The following is a 15,106-nucleotide window of genomic DNA, read 5'->3' as shown; positions in this document are numbered from 1 at the left end:
GGCTTGAGAACATACCGATTCGTCGTGAGAGCCCGTGAGGAAGACCGTGTCCAGCAGCACGCCAGAAAGCAGCCCCGTCACCGGAACGGCCCGCGTCAAGCGCGGCATGGCCGAGATGCTCAAGGGCGGTGTCATCATGGACGTCGTCACGCCCGAGCAGGCCAAGATCGCTGAGGACGCCGGGGCGGTCGCCGTCATGGCCCTCGAGCGCGTCCCCGCCGACATCCGCGCCCAGGGCGGCGTGTCGAGGATGAGCGACCCCGACATGATCGACGGCATCATCGAGGCCGTGTCGATCCCCGTCATGGCCAAGGCCCGCATCGGCCACTTCGTCGAGGCGAAGGTGCTGCAGGCGCTCGGCGTCGACTACGTCGACGAGTCAGAGGTGCTCACCCCGGCCGACTACGCCAACCACATCGACAAGTGGCAGTTCACCGTGCCGTTCGTGTGCGGGGCGACCAACCTGGGAGAGGCCCTGCGCCGCATCACCGAGGGCGCGGCGATGATCCGCTCCAAGGGCGAGGCGGGCACCGGTGACGTCTCCAACGCCGTCACCCACATGCGGACGATCCGCGCCGAGATCAAGCGGCTCACGTCGCTGCCCGAGGACGAGCTGTACGTCGCCGCCAAGGAGCTGCAGGCGCCGTACGAGCTGGTCGCGGAGGTCGCGAAGCTCGGCAAGCTGCCGGTCGTGCTGTTCACCGCTGGCGGCATCGCCACCCCGGCCGACGCCGCCATGATGATGCAGCTGGGCGCCGAGGGCGTCTTCGTGGGCTCCGGCATCTTCAAGTCGGGCGATCCGGCCAAGCGCGCGGCGGCCATCGTCAAGGCCACCACCTTCTACGACGACCCCGACGTCATCGCCAAGGTCTCGCGCGGCCTGGGGGAGGCCATGGTCGGCATCAACGTCGACGACATCCCGCAGCCGCACCGGCTGGCCGAGCGCGGCTGGTAGTCACACTCCGTACGACGAAAATCGTCAGAAAGGCGGCATCCGTGAAGGATGTCGCCTTTTTCTGTCCTGCTGTTCACCCTCTGGTCATGATCCTGAGTCAAGCTACGGACGTCCCTCACCCTTGATCGTCCGGGAGCCTCACGTGTCCAAGCTGAACCGCCGGCACTTCCTCGTCACCGGTTTAGCGGCGGGCGCCGCCGCCGCGATCCCCGCGACCGGCGCGCACGCCGCCCCAGACCCCGCCGCGGACCCCAGTAAGGAAACCGCCCGGAGCCTCGCCTCGCGCGGGCTGCGCACCGACCCCTTCACCCTCGGCGTCGCGTCGGGCGACCCCGACCACGAGGGCTTCGTCATCTGGACCAGGCTCGCCCAGCAGCCGATGGCCGAGGACGGGCTCGCAGGCATGCCGCAGCGGCCGTTCCCCGTGCTGTGGCAGGTGTACTCCGACGAGCGCGCCCGCCGCGTCGTGCGCAGCGGCGTGACGGTGGCCGCGCCGGAATGGGGGCACAGCGTCCACGTGGAGCTTGCGAACCTGGGCTCCGACCGCGACTACTGGTACCGCTTCCGCGTCGGCCCGTACGTCTCGCCGCTCGGCCGCGCCCGCACCGCCCCGCACCCCCTGTCGTACGGCGGCGCCCTGGCCATGGCGTTCGTCTCCTGCTCACAGTACGAGCACGGCTTCTTCACGGCGTACCGCCGGCTGGCCGAGGAGCGCCCCGACGTGATCCTGCACCTGGGCGACTACCAGTACGAGTACACCAAGGACACCTACACCATCCCCGGCGGCAACGTCCGCGACCACGAGGGCTCCGAGACCGAGACCCTCGCCAACTACCGCCAGCGCCACGCCCAGTACAAGACCGACCCCGACCTGCAGGCCGCGCACGCCGCCGCGCCGTGGCTGGTGGTGTGGGACGACCACGAGGTGGACAACAACTGGGCCGACGAGGTGCCCGAGAAGCCCGAGAACCCCCAGCCGAACTTCCTGAGCAGGCGCGAGGCCGCCTTCCGCGCCTACTACGAGAACATGCCGTTGCGCCGCACCTCCATCCCGCGCGGCATCGACATGCAGCTCTACCGCCGCGTCCGGTGGGGCAGGATGGCCACCTTCCACATGCTCGACACCCGCCAGTACCGCGACGACCAGGGTTGCGGCGACGGCTACCGCGACTGCCCCGCCTCGATCGACCCGGCCCGCTCCATCACGGGCGCCGAGCAGGAGGCGTGGCTGCTGGACGGCTTCCGGCACTCGCGGGCGCAGTGGGACATCCTCGGCCAGCAGGTGTTCTTCGCCCAGCGCGACAACAACGACGGCCCGGCCAAGATCACCAGCCAGGACGCGTGGGACGGCTACGTCGCCTCCCGCAAGCGCATCACGCAGGGCTGGCTCGACGCGAAGGTGCGCAACCCGGTCGTGCTGACCGGCGACGTGCACGCCCACTGGGCCAGCGACCTCAAGCTCGACTACGACGACCCGACGGGTCCGTCCGTCGGGTCGGAACTGGTGGCCACCTCGATCTCGACCGGCGGGAACGGGGCCGACTCCGACCCGGCGACGCACCCGTTCCTCAAGATCAACCCGCATCTGAAGTTCTACAACAACCAGCGCGGCTACGTGCTGACGAAGGTCGAGCGCGATCAGATGACGGCCGACTTCAAGGTGGTGCCGCAGGTGCAGACACCTGGAGGCGAGGTGTACACGCGGGCCACGTTCGTGATCGAGGACCGGACGCCCGGGGTGCAGCAGACGTACCTGCGCCCGGTCGACCCGGCCCTGCGCAGCCAGCCCATGACCGTGGAGGAGACGGTCCGCCTGGAGACCGAGCGTCCGTGAACTCTCGCGCGCCGGCCGGGACACCCCGCCGTGTCCCGGCCGGCGCGCTCCGCGGCTCCCCGGCCCCGAGGCGCGGACCCTGCCAGGAAGATCCCGGCCGGTCGTGGTGTTGAATTGTCTGAACCCGCACCCGGACGGAAGGATCTGCCGTGCCCACGATCGGTGTACTCGCCCTGCAGGGCGACGTGCGCGAGCATGTGCGCATGCTCCAGGAGGCGGGAGCGCGGGCCACGGCCGTGCGCAGGCCCGCCGAGCTGGAGGCGGTCGACGGCCTGGTCATTCCCGGCGGCGAGTCGACGACGATGTGGAAGCTGGCCGAGGCCTTCGACATGTTCGAGCCCCTGCGCATGCGGATCAAGGAGGGCATGCCCGCCTACGGTTCCTGCGCCGGCATGATCATGCTGGCCGACCGGATCGAGGACGGCGTTTCCGGCCAGCAGACCGTCGGCGGCATCGACATGGTCGTCAGGCGCAACGCGTTCGGCCGCCAGGTCGACTCGTTCGAGGAGGACATCGACTTCGCCGGGCAGCGGGTGCACGCGGTCTTCATCCGCGCGCCCTGGGTCGAATCCGTCGGCGCGGGCGTCGACGTGCTGGGCAAGTGCGAGCCTGGGGATAGGATCGTCGCGGTCCGACAAGGGCCGCTGCTCGCGACGTCGTTCCATCCCGAGCTGACCGGAGACGCTCGCGTGCACCGTTACTTCGTAGACATGCTGAGGGAGCTCTAGCCAATGTCCGGCCACTCCAAATGGGCGACGACGAAGCACAAGAAGGCCGCGCTCGACGCCAAACGCGGCAAGCTGTTCGCGAAGCTCATCAAGAACATCGAGGTGGCGGCCCGGACAGGTGGCCCTGACCCTGATGCCAACCCCACCCTCTTCGACGCCATCTTCAAGGCGAAGAAGAACTCCGTGCCCAACGACAACATCGAGCGGGCCCGCAAGCGCGGCGGCGGCCTCGAGGCCGGTGGCGCCGACTGGCAGACCATCACCTACGAAGGCTACGCGCCGGGCGGCGTCGCGGTGCTCATCGAGTGCCTCACCGACAACCGCAACCGCGCCGCCTCCGAGGTGCGCGTGGCGCTGACCCGCAACGGCGGCTCGCTGGCCGACCCCGGGTCCGTCTCCTACATGTTCAACCGCAAAGGCGTCGTCATCGTGCCGAAGAACGGCCTCGACGAGGACACCGTGCTGATGGCCGTGCTCGACGCGGGCGCCGAGGAGGTCAACGACCTCGGTGACTCGTTCGAGGTCGTGTCCGAGGCCGGTGACCTGGTGCCGGTGCGCAAGGCCCTCCAGGACGCCGGCATCGACTACGACTCGGCGGAGTCGAGCTTCCTGCCGACGATGAGCGTGCCGCTCGACGAGGAGGGGGCCAAGAAGGTCTTCCGCCTCATCGACGCGCTGGAGGACAGCGACGACGTCCAGAACGTCTACGCCAACTTCGACGTCTCCGACGACGTGCTGGCGGCGCTGGACTAGCGTTCCTGCCCGGCGAAGGCCGGGGTGCGTCCGGGCACCTCGGGTGTGGCGGGCCCTGAGCGCTCCACAGAGACGCTCGCGAGCCTATGCCTTCAGGGAATGCGGAGCAGGCGCCGAGCGGCCGTCGCGACCGTCACAGGGGCGATCCCGGGCGTGATCGGATGCCGCGACCGTCGTCGCCGTGGCGCCGGCGGCCGGCCGTGGCCACGGCCGCCGCGCAGCTGCCCTGTCCCGGCAGGCTCGATCTCACGCTAACCGGTTCGCGAGCGCGTACTCCCGCCGCATAAGTTGGCTGACTGTGGAAATACGCGACCTCACCCCTGAAGACCTCGACGACGTCCTTGACCTTCGCAGACGCGCCTTCGGCCCGCTGTCCGCCTCCGACCGGGACAGGTGGCGCAGGGCGGTGCTCCCATCCCTCGGTGAGGGCCGCTATCTGGGTGCCTTCGACGGCACCAGGCTGGCCGCCGCGGCGCGGCTGCGTCAGTTCACGCAGTGGTGGCACGGCAGGCCGCAGCCGATGGCCGGGATCGCCGGGGTCACCGTGGCGCCGGAGGACCGCGGCCGCGGCTGCGGCAGCACGATCATGCGGGCCGTCGTCGAACGCGGCAGGGCGCTCGGCGACGCGGTCTCCGTGCTCTATCCGGCCACCACCGGCATCTACCGCTCGCTCGGCTATGAGCACGCAGGAGCCCAGCACAGCGTCAGGCTCCCCGCCGAGCTGCTGCGCCAGATCCGGCAGTCCGGCCAGGTCAAGCTGCGCAGGATGGGCCCTGGCGACGCCGGAGAGGTCGTCTCCATCCTGCACCGCGTCCACGGCGCCGCCCGCGCCAGCGGGCCCGTCTCCTGGGACGAGCAGACCTGGAGCCTGTGGCTCGAGAGTGAGGACGACTTCCTCTACGTCGCCGACGACGGTTTCGTGGTCTACCGGTGGCACGGCGAGGACATGCTGGTCGACAGCCTCGTCGCCGGATCGGGGGAGACGCTCAGGGCACTGTGGTCCCTGGTGGGCAGCGCGTCCTCGATCGCGCACGAGGTCGTCGCGCACGTGGCTCCCGACGACCCGGTGTTGTGGCTGCTGCGCGAGCGGACGGTCGAGCAGGTCACGCAGCGGCGGTGGATGTTCAGGGTGCTCGACGTCGCCGCGGCGGCCGAGCGCAGGGGCTACCCGGCGCGCCTTGCCGGCGACGCCGTCGTCACCGTGGACGACCCTCTCGGAGGGGGCGGCACGTGGCGGCTGGAGTTCGCCGGCGGCTCCGCCGCGGTCATCCCGGCCGAGCAGCCCGGGGTGAGGCTCAGCGTGAACGGCCTTTCCGCCCTGTACGCCGGGATCCCGGCGGCCACCCTCCGCCTCAGCGGGCTCATGTCCGGAGATGACCGATACGACGAGACACTCGACGCCGCCTTCGCCGCCAGGCCGTACATGCTCGAGGACTTCTGACGGGCGTTTCCCGGTGCGCGGCCACCGCGGGCGGAGTAGAGTCTCGTGCCGAACAGATGTTCGGCGTACGCGGGAGGGCATGCCGGTGCGGGTGATGGGCGTCGATCCGGGGCTGACCCGGTGCGGTCTGGGCGCCGTCGAAGGGCGTCCGGGCGCGCCGCTGACGCTCGTGGCCGTCGGAGTCGTGCGCACCGGCGCCGACGAGGAGCTCGGGGCCCGGCTCGTGGGCATCGAGGCCGGCATCGAGAAGTGGCTCGACGACGTGCGTCCCGACGCGGTCGCGGTCGAGCGGGTCTTCAGCCAGCACAACGTACGCACCGTCATGGGCACGGCGCAGGCCGCCGGGATCGCGGTGCTGTGCGCGGCCCGGCGCGGGCTGCCCGTGGCGCTGCACACGCCGTCCGAGGTGAAGGCCGCCATCACCGGCAGCGGCACGGCCGACAAGAAGCAGATCGGCGCCATGGTCACGCGGCTGCTGCGGCTCGCCGAGATGCCCAGGCCCGCCGACGCCGCCGACGCGCTCGCACTGGCCATCTGCCACGTCTGGCGCGGCGGCGCCCAGCACCGCCTCGCCGCGGCCCTCGCCAAGGCCAGGAAGGCCGGGCCGTGACGGCGCAGTGGAGCAGCACGGCCCACGGCGCCCCGGAGCGCCGTGCGCCTCGTCCACGCGTCGCCCCCGGGCCGGACGGTCCGGCGGGGGAGCCGGCTTCTCGGGCGCCGGGCCGTCTCCCGCCGCCTCGTGAGGGCGCCGGGGCGGCCGTTTCCACCCGGAGGGCCAGGTGGTCCTGGCGCGGCGGCTCCGGCCGCTTCCTGGGCGGTTCCTGGGGGCGTTCGCGCCACGTGCGGGGCCGGCCTCCGGCAGGCTGGGTCCCGAGGCGGAGGGCAGGGTTGTGATCGGATCCAAGACAGGAGGCGGGTTGTGATCGCGTCGGTGGCGGGGAAGGTGGCGGCGATCGCGCCCGACGGAGCCGTGATCGAGGTCGGCGGCGTCGGGGTTCTCACCCACTGCACCCCCGGCACGCTCGCCACGCTGCGCCTCGGCGAGGAGGCGCGCCTGGCCACGTCGCTCGTCGTGCGCGAGGAGTCCCTCACCCTCTTCGGCTTCGCCACCGACGACGAGCGGGCGGTGTTCGAGTTGCTGCAGACGGCCAGCGGCGTCGGGCCGAAGCTGGCGCTGGCGATGCTGGCCGTGCACACGCCCAACGCGCTGCGGGTGGCCGTGGCCGGCGCCGATCTGAAGGCGCTCACCCAGGTGCCGGGCATCGGGCAGAAGGGGGCCCAGCGCATCGTGTTGGAGCTGAAGGACCGGCTCGGCACGCCGGAGACGGCGGTCGACGCCGCGCTCAACGGCGAGCGGAAGGCCGCGGCCTGGCGCGAGCAGGTGCACTCGGGGCTGGTGGGGCTCGGCTACTCCAGCAAGGACGCCGACGAGGCGATCGCCGCCGTGGAGCCCGAGGCCGACGCCGACCTCGCCGCCGGGCGCCAGCCGCGGGTGGCCACGCTGCTGAAGGCCGCGCTGCGATCGCTGAGCGTGCGATGAGTCATGACGGCGGAGCCGGCGTCACCGCACGCGCCGACGTGGCCTGCCGCACTTTCGATAGGTTGGCCCCTCCGGGTCGCGACGGGCGGTGCCATGCCGGGTCCCGCGGGCTGGATGCGGTGCGCAGGGTCGTCGACGGCGTGAGGAGGTGCCACGGTGAGCTCTGATCGGGAGCTCGTCTCACCCGACGCCGAGGGCGAGGAGCTGCAGATCGAGGCGGCGCTCAGGCCCAAGCGGCTCGGCGAGTTCATCGGCCAGGGCCGGGTGCGCGAGCAGCTCTCCCTCGTGCTCGAAAGTGCTCTGCGCCGGCAGCGGCCACCCGACCACGTGCTGATGAGCGGGTCTCCTGGGCTCGGCAAGACGACCCTGGCGATGATCATCGCGGCCGAGCTGAACGCGCCGCTCCGGATCACCTCGGGTCCGGCTCTCGAACGCGCGGGCGACCTCGCGGCGATCCTGTCGACGCTGGCCGAGGGCGAGGTGCTGTTCATCGACGAGATCCACCGGATGGCCAGGCCCGCCGAGGAGATGCTCTACCTCGCGATGGAGGACTTCCGGGTCGACATCGTCGTCGGCAAGGGCCCGGGGGCCACCGCCATCCCGCTCGACATCGCGCCGTTCACCCTGGTCGGCGCCACGACCAGGGCCGGGCTGCTGCCCGCGCCGCTGCGCGACAGGTTCGGGTTCACCGCCCACATGGACTTCTACGAGGTCGGCGAGCTGGAGCAGGTGCTCTACCGGTCGGCGAGGCTGCTCGGCGTCGGCCTGCCCGACGACGGCGCCCACGAGATCGCCAGGCGGTCGAGGGGCACGCCCCGCATCGCCAACCGGCTGCTGCGGCGGGTGCGCGACTTCGCCGACGTGCGCGCCGACGGGGTGATCGACCGCTCCGTCGCGGCGGCGGCGCTCAACCTTTATGAAGTTGACGCAGAAGGGCTCGACCGGCTCGACAGAGCGGTGCTGGGCGCGCTGCTGAAGAAGTTCGGGGGCGGTCCCGTGGGGTTGTCGACCCTCGCGGTCGCCGTGGGCGAGGAGCCGGAGACGGTCGAAGTGGTGGCCGAGCCGTTCCTCGTACGCCAAGGTCTGCTGGCCAGGACGCCGCGCGGCCGGGTGGCGACCGCGGCCGCGTGGACCCATCTCGGCATGACTCCACCACCGGACGCATTCGGAGCCCCGCTTTTCGACTGATCACAGAACGGTTGCAACCGTTTCAATATGGGAACTTCCCCGCGCGCCGAAACGCTGCTTCGTTGCCGCGTTTCGCGACAAGCGCCTACACTCCGTGGCTTGGCTGGCTGTGTAGGCTGACGGCCCGAGTGGCGCGGTCCGACGCGACGCACGGAATTTCCGGCGCGAGGCCGGTGTCAACTCCTTGTACGACAATGGAAGGTCGCCCCTTATGGACATGGGACAACTCGGAAGCATCCTGCCGCTCATTCTCTTGGTGGTGGTGTTTTACTTCCTGCTGATCCGCCCTCAGCGCAAGCGCCAGCAAGAGGCGATCCGGATGCAGAACTCTCTGACCCCGGGTGCGCGCGTCATGACCACGACGGGCCTGTTCGGCACCGTCGTCGCGGTGGACAATGAGGACGTCGTCCTCGAGGTCGCCCCCGGTGTCGAGACCCGCTGGGTGAAGGCCGCCATCGGCCGCGTCGTCACGCCCGGAGACGCTTCCGCAGGTGACGAGGCCGCGTCCGACGAGGAGGGCAAGAACGAGTCCGAGGCCGCCGTGGATCGCAACGGAGACCAGGACTCCAGCACCAAGCAGTCCTGACTAAGCTCTGCGACAAACCTCTATCTGAAAGAACTGACGACCAGTGGCCCGACCGACCAGCCGCCACAGCCGACCGGGGCGTACGCTCCTGGTGCTCCTGGCGCTCTTCCTCGCCCTGGGCGGGACGATGTTCCTGCAGCAGGCGTACACGCCCAAGCTGGGGCTCGACCTAGCCGGCGGCACGACGGTGACTCTGTCGCCCGTGACCCAGAACAACGCGGCTCCTCCAGAGGAGATCCTTGACCGGGCGGTCAACATCATCCGCGACCGGGTCAACGGCACCGGCATCTCGGACGCGGAGGTCGCCAAGTCCGGCGACAACATCATCATCTCCATTCCGGGTGTCGGGCAGAACGAGGCCATCAAGCTGGTCGCGACCACCGCGGAGCTGCGCTTCCGCCAGGTGCTCGCCATGGAGGCCACGCAGGCCCCGGCAGACCTGGCGACCAACGCGCCGACGCCGAGCGCCTCGCCCTCGGGCGGCAAGTCCGCCGAGCCCTCGGACCCCGCGAGCAAGTCGGGCGAGCCCGCGGCCTCCGACCCGGCCAAGCCGAAGGCCTCAGAGCCGGTCAGGCCGCCGGCGTCTCAGCCGGCCGGAGCGCCGCAGCCGAGCACGTCGCCCACGGGCAAGGCGCTGTCGTCGGCGCTGACCGCGCCGACGCCCGGCGCCTCGGCCGAGCCCACGGCCACGCAGAGCCCCAAGGGCCAGGACAAGCGGGGCACCAAGGACGGGAAATCCACGCCCGCGCCGAGCGACGACCCCAGCCAACCCCCGGCGGCGGACCCCAACGCCACGGGCGTCAACACCGAGGGCATCGACCCCGCGGTGCTGGCCCAGTTCAAGAAGCTCAACTGCGCCGACCCCGCCAACCGCGGGCAGGGCGTCCAGGACGACCCCAACAAGCAGTACGCCGGCTGCGAGAGCGACGGCAGCTTCAAGTACGTCCTCGACGTCGCCAAGGTCGTCGGCACCGACATCGACACCGCCTCCGCGGGCGTCCGCCAGGGCACCACCGAGTGGGTCGTCCAACTCGACTTCAAGAGCAAGGGCGCCGGTGAGTGGAGCAAGCTCACCACCGCCGCCTACAACTCCCAGGAACCGCGCAACAAGGTCGCCGTCGTGCTCGACGGCGTCGTCATCACCGCCCCCAACATCATCAGCCCGATCCCGGGCGGCCGGGCGGAGATCACCGGCGGCTTCGACCAGGCCAGCGCCACCACGCTGGCCGACCAGCTCAAATACGGCGCGCTGCCGCTGAAGTTCAACCGCAGCTCCGTCGACACCGTCTCCTCGACCCTGGGCCAGGACCAGCTCGAGGGCGGCCTGATCGCCGGCCTGATCGGCCTGGCCCTCGTCGTCGTCTACTGCCTGCTCTACTACCGCGGCCTCGGCATCGTGGCGGTGCTGAGCCTCGTGGTGGCCACGGTCATCACGTACACGTCCGTGGTGGTGCTCGGGCACAACGCCGGCTTCCGCCTCTCCCTGCCGCACATCATCGGCCTGGTGGTCTCCATCGGCATCACCGCCGACTCCTTCATCGTCTACTTCGAACGCATCCGTGACGAGATGAAGGAAGGACGGCGCACGCTCCGCTCGGCCGTCGAGGTGGCCTGGGTCCGTGCCAGGCGGACGATCCTGATCGCCGACGCCGTCATGTTCATCGCCGCCATCGTGCTGTATTTCCTCGCGGTTGGCGGTGTCGCCGGATTCGCGTTCGCGATGGGCCTGACCACGCTGATCGACGTCGTGGTGGTGTTCCTGTTCACCAAGCCGTTCATCGCTTCGCTGGCGAGGGTGAAGTTCTTCGCCAAGGGGCACCCGCTGTCCGGCCTCGACGCCGAGCGTATGAGCGAGGTCGGCTCGACCGGCCGCACGACCACTCCGCAGGAGGCCTGAGATGGGACTGGGGCGTCGCCTCTACCGCGGCGAGATCGACGTTGACTTCGTCGGCAAATGGCGGCTGTGGTACAGCCTGTCCGGCCTGCTGCTCGCCGTCTCGCTGGCCGGGCTGCTCGTCAACGGGCTCAACCTGGGCGTGGAGTTCAAGGGCGGCACGATCTTCTCGTTCAAGTCCTCGCAGACCACGGTCGAGCAGGTGCGTGAGTCCGTGCTCGACCAGGGCGTGCACCAGGTGATCGTCCAGCAGGCGGGCACGGACGGCTGGCGGGCCACCACCGAGAGCCTGCCGGAGGACACCCGGGCCCAGGTGCAGAGCGAGATCGCCAAGGACTTCGGGGTCCCGCTCGACCAGGTGAGCATCCAGGCCATCGGTCCGTCCTGGGGCGGTGAGGTCTCCCAGAAGGCCTGGATCGGCCTGGGCGTGTTCATGCTGGCGATCATCCTCTACCTGTCGATGGCGTTCGAGCCGAAGATGGCGCTGGCCGCGATCGTCGCGCTCATCCACGACCTCGTCATCACGGCCGGCATCTACGCCTGGTCGGGCTTCGAGGTCACGCCGGCGACGCTGCTGGGCTTCCTGACCATCCTCGGTTACTCGCTCTACGACGCCGTCGTGGTGTTCGACATGATCAAGGAGGTCACGGCCAAGCTGGGGCACACGTCCAAGCAGACCTACTCGATGGCCGCCAACGACGCGCTCAACCACACGCTGATCCGATCGCTGAACACCTCGCTGGTCGCGATCCTGCCGGTGGCGGCGATCCTGTTCATCGGCACCACGGTGCTCGGCGCCGGCACGCTGAAGGACCTGTCGCTGTCGCTGTTCGTCGGCATGGTCGTCGGCACCTACTCCTCGTTGTGCGTGGCCACGCCGCTGCTGGTGACGCTGAAGGAGCGCGAGCCGAAATACCAGGCCATCGCCAAGCGGCTGGCCTCCACGGGCGGCGCCAGGGGAACGAAGAACTCCAAGAAGGCCGCGGCGGCGAAGGGATAGCTGCCCACCGCCTTTCGTGACGCCCTCGCCCGGCATCGGGCGAGGGCGCGGTCGTGTCCCCGGGCCTCGTGAGCGACCCGGCGCGGCCTTGAGAGCGCTCCTGGCGAGGGCGTTGCGCGGAAGGGCACCACGGCCGTCGTCATGCCGCCAGGAACGCTCTGAGGCGCGCAGGGGTGCGTACGGAGGGCCGGTGTGAGGAGGTCCGGCCAGGGTCCGCTATGCACCATCATGGAGCGCGGCAGACGGCCGGTGAGGAATGCGAGGAAACACCATGAGCGAGCTGGACACATTGATCCTGGAGCGGATCAGGGACGTTCCCGACTACCCGAAGCAGGGCGTCCTGTTCAAGGACATCACCCCGCTCCTGGCCGATCCCGTGGCGATGGCCGCCGTGGTGGACGAGCTGGCCGGGTTGCACCAGGTCGACAAGATCGTGGGGATCGAGGCACGCGGGTTCATCCTCGCCGCTCCGGTGGCGTACCGCGCGGGCGCCGGGTTCGTGCCGGTGCGCAAGAAGGGGAAACTGCCCGCCGAAACCCTCGAGGAGTCCTACGATCTGGAGTACGGCTCCGCGAGCATCGAGGTCCACCGTGACGCCCTCGCGTCCGGCGAGCGGGTTCTCATCGTCGACGACGTGCTGGCCACGGGCGGCACCGCCGCGGCGGCCGTGGAGCTGGTCAGGCGGACGGGAGCCGAGGTGGCCGGTGTGGCGGTGCTGATGGAGCTGGCGTTCCTGCACGGACGTGAGCGGCTGACGGGGGTGCCGTTGCATTCGCTCGTGATCGTGTGAACCGCCCCGCGACTGCTCAAGTTGGCTGCCTGGATACACTTGGGGGATCTGGACTCGAACGTGAGGAGTCATTGCGTGAGGAGTCTGTGTGCCCCGTGATGTGGTCGCGCCTGACGTAACCGAATCCGGCAACGCCGAAGCGCCCGGCGTTCCGGCGGTGCGCCGAAGGCGGTTTGGGGGTGGGGCCATGAACCCGGTGCTGGAGCCGTTGTTCCGTACGGTCCGCGCCACCCACCCCAAGGCCGACCTGCGTCTGATCGAGCGTGCCTACGACGTCGCGGCCTACCACCACCGTGACCAGAAGCGGAAGTCGGGCGACCCCTACATCACCCACCCGCTGGCGGTGGCGACGATCCTGGCCGAGCTCGGCACCGACGACGAGACCCTGTGCGCGGCGCTGCTGCACGACACGGTGGAGGACACCGCCTACAGCCTCGACGAGCTCCGCGGCGACTTCGGCGAGACGATAGCCTCCCTGGTCGACGGCGTCACCAAGCTCGACAAGGTCAAGTTCGGCGACGCGGCGCAGGCCGAGACCGTGCGCAAGATGGTCGTCGCCATGTCGCGCGACATCCGCGTGCTGATCATCAAGCTGGCCGACCGGCTGCACAACATGCGCACCATGCGCTACCTGCCCGAGCACAAGCGCCACCAGAAGTCGCGCGAGACGCTGGAGATCTTCGCCCCGCTGGCCCACCGCCTGGGCATGAACACCATCAAGTGGGAGCTCGAAGACCTGGCCTTCGCCATGCTCTATCCCAAGCGCTACGACGAGATCGCGCGCATGGTGTCGGAGCGGGCGCCGCGCAGAGACCTCTTTCTGCAGGAGGTCATCGAGAAGGTCTCCGGCGACCTGCGCGAGGCGAAGATCCGCGCCGTGGTCAAGGGCCGGCCGAAGCACTATTACTCGGTCTACCAGAAGATGATCGCCAGGGACGTGGCGTTCGACGACATCTATGACCTGGTGGGCATCCGCGTGCTGGTCGACAGCGTGCGCGACTGCTACGCCGCCCTCGGCACGATCCACGCCCGGTGGAACCCGGTGCCGGGGCGGTTCAAGGACTACATCGCGATGCCCAAGTTCAACATGTACCAATCGCTGCACACGACGGTGATCGGTCCCGAGGGCAAGCCGGTGGAGCTGCAGATCCGCACCCACGCGATGCACCACAGGGCCGAATACGGCGTGGCCGCCCACTGGAAGTACAAGGAGGAGGTCGGCAGCCCCGGCCCTCCCGGCAAGGTCAAGCCGGGCAGCGACATGGCCTGGTTGCGCCAGCTTCTCGACTGGCAGAAGGAGACCTCCGACCCGGGCGAGTTCCTCGAGTCGCTGCGGTTCGACCTGTCGGTGTCGGAGGTCTACGTCTTCACCCCGAAGGGGCAGGTCATCGCGCTGCCGGAGGGGGCGACGCCGGTCGACTTCGCCTACGCCGTGCACACCGAGGTGGGTCATCGCTGCATCGGCGCGCGGGTCAACGGGCGCCTGGTGCCGCTGGAGTCGCGGCTCGGCAACGGCGACACGGTGGAGATCTTCACCTCGAAGTCGCCCGACGCCGGCCCCTCGCGTGACTGGCTGAAGTTCGTCAAGTCCGGCCGGGCCCGCAACAAGATCAGGCAGTGGTTCTCCAAGGAGCGCCGCGAGACCGCGATCGAGGCCGGCAAGGAGGCCATCGGGCGGGCCATGCGCAAGCAGGGCCTGCCGCTGCAGCGGCTGATGTCGGGTGAGGCGCTGCTGGCCCTGGCCCGCGACCTGCGCTATCCCGACGTGTCCGCCCTCTACGCGGCCGTGGGCGAGGGCCACGTCGCGGCCCAGAACGTCGTGCAGAAGCTCGTGGCCTCGATCGGCGGCGTCGACAGCGCGGAGGAGGACATCGCCGAGACCTCGCTGCCGACCCGGCTGCGCGGCCGTCCCCGGGGCGGTGGCGGCGCGGGCGTGGTCGTCGCGGGCGACGCCGACGTGTGGGTACGCCTGTCGAAGTGCTGCACCCCGGTGCCCGGCGACGAGATCGTCGGCTTCGTCACCCGCGGCCACGGCGTGTCGGTGCACCGCGGCGACTGCACCAACGTGCAGCAGCTCAAGGCGCAGCCCGACCGGCTGGTGGAGGTCAGCTGGTCGCCGAGCGACGACAGCGTCTTCCTGGTGGCCATCCAGGTCGAGGCGCTCGACCGGCCGCGCCTGCTGTCCGACGTCACGCGGACGCTCTCCGACCAGCACGTCAACATCCTCAGCGCCTCGGTGACGACCTCGCGCGACCGGGTGGCGGTCAGCAAGTTCACGTTCGAGATGGGCGACCCCAAGCACCTGGGGCACGTGCTGAAGGCCGTACGCGGCATCCAGGGCGTCTTCGACGTCTACCGGGTGAGCGGCGCGGGCGGCTGAGCCGGCACCGTCGGACG

13 protein-coding genes are annotated in these 15,106 nt (G+C 70.1%); all 13 read left to right on the top strand.

All coding sequences use genetic code 11. The annotated features are described in order from the left end of the window. Nucleotides 1-34 precede the first annotated feature (34 nt). The 13 genes from pdxS (at nt 35) to ACZ6SA_RS25825 (ending at nt 15,089) form a co-directional block, all read left to right on the top strand. Nucleotides 35-955: a pyridoxal 5'-phosphate synthase lyase subunit PdxS gene (gene pdxS / locus ACZ6SA_RS25885; RefSeq protein WP_181957849.1), complete on the top strand. Its 921-nt coding sequence runs from the start codon at nt 35-37 to the stop codon at nt 953-955. A gap of 142 nt (nt 956-1,097) precedes the next feature. Further along, nucleotides 1,098-2,789: an alkaline phosphatase D family protein gene (locus ACZ6SA_RS25880; protein WP_465830931.1), complete on the top strand. Its 1,692-nt coding sequence runs from the start codon at nt 1,098-1,100 to the stop codon at nt 2,787-2,789. A gap of 149 nt (nt 2,790-2,938) precedes the next feature. Then, nucleotides 2,939-3,517 (top strand): pyridoxal 5'-phosphate synthase glutaminase subunit PdxT, encoded by a 579-nt coding sequence (gene pdxT, locus ACZ6SA_RS25875; protein WP_347648924.1) that lies wholly within the window; start codon nt 2,939-2,941, stop codon nt 3,515-3,517. Nucleotides 3,518-3,520: 3 nt separating this feature from the next. After that, nucleotides 3,521-4,270: a YebC/PmpR family DNA-binding transcriptional regulator gene (locus ACZ6SA_RS25870; RefSeq protein WP_132503667.1), complete on the top strand. Its 750-nt coding sequence runs from the start codon at nt 3,521-3,523 to the stop codon at nt 4,268-4,270. A gap of 298 nt (nt 4,271-4,568) precedes the next feature. Beyond that, nucleotides 4,569-5,711: a GNAT family N-acetyltransferase gene (locus tag ACZ6SA_RS25865; protein WP_465830929.1), complete on the top strand. Its 1,143-nt coding sequence runs from the start codon at nt 4,569-4,571 to the stop codon at nt 5,709-5,711. An 85-nt stretch (nt 5,712-5,796) separates the two neighbouring features. Further along, the gene (ruvC, locus tag ACZ6SA_RS25860; protein WP_347648983.1) at nt 5,797-6,321 is read left to right on the top strand and encodes a crossover junction endodeoxyribonuclease RuvC; all 525 of its coding nucleotides are present in this window, start codon (nt 5,797-5,799) and stop codon (nt 6,319-6,321) included. Between the two features lie 309 nt (nt 6,322-6,630). After that, entirely contained in the window at nt 6,631-7,251 is a 621-nt protein-coding gene (gene ruvA / locus ACZ6SA_RS25855; RefSeq protein ID WP_347648922.1) for a Holliday junction branch migration protein RuvA, read from the top strand. Between the two features lie 156 nt (nt 7,252-7,407). After that, entirely contained in the window at nt 7,408-8,439 is a 1,032-nt protein-coding gene (ruvB, locus tag ACZ6SA_RS25850) for a Holliday junction branch migration DNA helicase RuvB (RefSeq protein WP_347648921.1), read from the top strand. 211 nt (nt 8,440-8,650) lie between these two features. Further along, nucleotides 8,651-9,025, top strand: coding sequence for a preprotein translocase subunit YajC (gene yajC / locus ACZ6SA_RS25845; RefSeq protein WP_347648920.1), 375 nt, complete (start codon nt 8,651-8,653; stop codon nt 9,023-9,025). Between the two features lie 91 nt (nt 9,026-9,116). Further along, nucleotides 9,117-10,922, top strand: coding sequence for a protein translocase subunit SecD (gene secD / locus ACZ6SA_RS25840; protein WP_465830925.1), 1,806 nt, complete (start codon nt 9,117-9,119; stop codon nt 10,920-10,922). A gap of 1 nt (nt 10,923) precedes the next feature. Further along, nucleotides 10,924-11,919: a protein translocase subunit SecF gene (secF, locus tag ACZ6SA_RS25835; protein ID WP_347648918.1), complete on the top strand. Its 996-nt coding sequence runs from the start codon at nt 10,924-10,926 to the stop codon at nt 11,917-11,919. A 271-nt stretch (nt 11,920-12,190) separates the two neighbouring features. Continuing rightward, nucleotides 12,191-12,709 (top strand): adenine phosphoribosyltransferase, encoded by a 519-nt coding sequence (locus tag ACZ6SA_RS25830; protein WP_347648917.1) that lies wholly within the window; start codon nt 12,191-12,193, stop codon nt 12,707-12,709. 187 nt (nt 12,710-12,896) lie between these two features. After that, nucleotides 12,897-15,089: a RelA/SpoT family protein gene (locus ACZ6SA_RS25825; RefSeq protein ID WP_347621225.1), complete on the top strand. Its 2,193-nt coding sequence runs from the start codon at nt 12,897-12,899 to the stop codon at nt 15,087-15,089. Nucleotides 15,090-15,106: the final 17 nt, after the last annotated feature.

The organism is Nonomuraea sp. NPDC049378 (assembly GCF_055586745.1).
The sequence above is the reverse complement of the archived record's forward strand: the minus strand, read 5'-3'. Positions and strand labels throughout refer to the sequence as shown.